This is a genomic window from Streptomyces glaucescens (genome assembly GCF_002154375.1).
Taxonomy (GTDB): Bacteria; Actinomycetota; Actinomycetes; order Streptomycetales; family Streptomycetaceae; genus Streptomyces; species Streptomyces glaucescens.
Window position 1 is genome coordinate 1 of sequence record NZ_MUND01000781.1, and the last position, 2,928, is coordinate 2,928.

The following is a 2,928-nucleotide window of genomic DNA, read 5'->3' on the forward strand; positions in this document are numbered from 1 at the left end:
GCGGCCGTCGCCGGCTGCTCCTCCGACAGCGACGCTTCGCCGTCCGGCGGCTCCAAGCGCCTGCGCATCGGCTACTTCGCCTTCCCCAGCGGCGACCTGCTCGTGAAGAACAGGAGGTTGCTGGAGAAGGCCCTGCCGGACTACGAGATCACCTGGATCAAGTTCGACTCCGGCGCCAGCGTCAACCAGGCCTTCATCGGCAAGTCGCTCGACATCGCGGCGCTCGGCTCCAGCCCGTTCGCCCGCGGGGTGTCCGGCAGCTCACCCATTCCGTACAAGGTCGCCTGGATCCTCGACGTCGCGGGCGAGAACGAGGCCCTGGTGGCGCGCAGGACCACCGGCATCACCGATGTCGCCGGGCTCAAGGGCAGGAAGATAGCCACCCCCTTCGCCTCCACCTCGCACTACAGCCTGCTGGCAGCGCTGGAGACGGCGGGCCTGCGGCCGTCGGACGTCCAGCTCATCGACCTGCAACCACAGCCGATCCTCGCCGCCTGGCAGCGCGGGGACATCGACGCCGCCTACGTCTGGCTGCCGACCCTGGACGAACTGCGCGAGACCGGCACCCAGCTCACCAGCAGCAAGCAGATCGGCGCGGCGGGCAGACCGACCCTCGACCTGGCCGTCGTGTCGGACGACCTGATCGCCAGGGACCCGGAGGCGATCGACGCATGGCGCCGGGCGCAGGCCGAGGCACTGCGCCTGATCAGGTCCGACCCGGACGGCACGGTGAAGGCTGTCGCGGCCGAGCTCGGCATCAGCGCGGCGGACGCCAGGGCGCAGCTCTCGCAGGGCGTGTTCCTCACCCCGGAGCAGGTGGTCTCCGCCGACTGGCTGGGCACCGACGGCAGTCCGGGCGAGCTGCTCACCTACGTCGGCGACACCGGCCGGTTCCTGGCCGACCAGAAGCAGATCGCCGCCGCGCCGTCCGAGGCCGACGTCCGCAAGGCCTTCTACCTCAAGGGGCTGCCCGATGTCCTCAGGTGAGATCGGTGAGGCGGCGGCAGGGGCGGACACGTCGCGTGCCGGATCAGGGTCCGTCCGCCTCGACCACGTCGTCCACCGGTACGGCCGTCGCGGCGAGACCTTCACCGCCGTGGGGCCGGTCGACCTGACCGTCCCGGCCGGGGAGTTCCTCGTCCTCGTGGGCGCCTCCGGCTGCGGCAAGAGCACCCTGCTGCGGCTCATCGCCGGTTTCGAGCGGCCCGCGCAGGGAGCGGTGCGGGTGTCCGGCGCCGAGCCGCGGCCCGGCGCGGGGGCGGGTGTGGTGTTCCAGACCCCGCGGCTGTTCCCGTGGCGGACCGTGCGGGGCAACATCGATCTGGCGCTGAGGTACGCCCGTGTCGACCGTGCCCGATGGCCGGAGCGGCGCGCGGAGTTGCTGGCCCGGGTCGGGCTCCAAGGCACCGAGAGGCGGCGGACCTGGGAGATCTCCGGCGGCCAGCAGCAACGCGTGGCCATCGCCCGGGCGCTCGCCGCCGAGAACCCCCTCCTCCTGCTCGACGAGCCGTTCGCGGCGCTGGACGCGCTGACCCGGGAGCGGCTGCAGGAGGACGTCCGCCGCGTCACCGACCGGACCGGGCGGACCGCGGTGTTCGTGACGCACTCGGCGGACGAGGCGGTGTTCCTCGGCTCTCGCATCGTGGTGCTGACCAAGAGCCCCGGGACCGTGGCACTCGACCTGCCGATCCCCCTGCCGCGTGGCGACGTCGATGCCGAGGAGCTGCGCAACTCGGAGCAGTTCGCCGAGCTGCGCGCGCAGGTGTCCCACGCCGTCAAGGCCGCCGCGGCGGCCTGAACCAGACCCAGGAAAGGAAACATACGTGAGCGTTCTCAGCGACCCGCCCGCCGTGACCCGGCTGCCCCTCACCGCACTCGGTCCCGGCTTCGGTGCCGAGATCGACGGCATCGACCTCGTGCACCTCGACGACGACCAGGTCCTCGCGCTGCGCGAGGCACTCGTCGCGTACAAGGTCCTCTTCGTGCGCGGCCAGCACGGCCTCGACGACGCCGCGCAGATCGAGTTCGGCAGACGCCTGGGCGACGTCACCGTCGGGCACCCCGTCCACGACTCCGGTGACGTGGCGCCCGAGGTGTACTCCCTGGACAGCCAGGACAACGGGTTCGCCGACGTGTGGCACACGGACGTGACGTTCGTGCGACGCCCGCCGGCCATCTCCGTCCTGCGCGCAGTGGTGCTGCCGCCCAACGGGGGCGACACCAGCTGGGCGGACAGCCAACTCGCCTACGAGTCGCTGTCGCCGGGCCTGCGCAGCTACGTCGACACGCTCACCGCCGTTCACGACGGCAGCCGCGAGTTCGGCTACTACCTCGCCCAGCGCCGTCAGGGCCGGGGCAACCTCTGGGAGGGCGAGGTGTTCACCGAGCTGGAGCCGGTGGAGCACCCGGTGGTCCGGGTGCACCCGGAGAGCGGCCGCAAGGGCCTGTTCGTGAACCCCGGCTTCACTTCGCACATCGTGGGCGTCTCGGAGCACGAGAGCCGCGGCATCCTCGACATCCTGTACGCCCACCTCACCAAGCCCGAGCACGTCGTACGGCATCGCTGGCAGCCGGGGGACGTCGCGCTGTGGGACAACCGCAGCACGGCCCACTACGCCAACCGCGACTACGGCGACCGGCATCGTGTGATGCACCGCATCACGCTGCGCGGGGACACCCCGGTCGGGCCCGCGTCCGTACCCCGCTGACCCACGGGCACCGCTCGTGCGACGCTCGAGGGTCCCGGCGCTCGGGGCACCCGGTCCTCACCCGGTCGTGACGGTCGGGCACGGCGACGGGCTCGGGGGTGCGCTCGGGTCGGGGGACGGGGTGGCCGGCTGCGTGGCACAGTCGTCCGGCTGGGTGGGCGACGGGCTCGGCTCGGCCGTCGGGTCCGGTGAGGGGGACGGTGACGGGCCGGCCGTGGGC

3 protein-coding genes are annotated in these 2,928 nt (G+C 72.4%); all 3 read left to right on the plus strand.

Annotation, left to right across the window (positions count from 1 at the left end; translation table 11 throughout):
- The coding region (locus tag CCN42_RS37080; protein ID WP_245877637.1) for a taurine ABC transporter substrate-binding protein at positions 1–987 on the plus strand (987 nt) is incomplete at its 5' end.
- Complete coding sequence (locus tag CCN42_RS37085) at positions 974–1,798, plus strand: ABC transporter ATP-binding protein (RefSeq protein ID WP_086741694.1); 825 nt, start codon at positions 974–976, stop codon at positions 1,796–1,798. The genes CCN42_RS37080 and CCN42_RS37085, both read left to right, overlap by 14 nt.
- A gap of 25 nt (positions 1,799–1,823) precedes the next feature.
- Complete coding sequence (locus tag CCN42_RS37090; protein ID WP_086741695.1) at positions 1,824–2,708, plus strand: TauD/TfdA dioxygenase family protein; 885 nt, start codon at positions 1,824–1,826, stop codon at positions 2,706–2,708.
- The last annotated feature ends 220 nt before the right edge of the window (positions 2,709–2,928 follow it).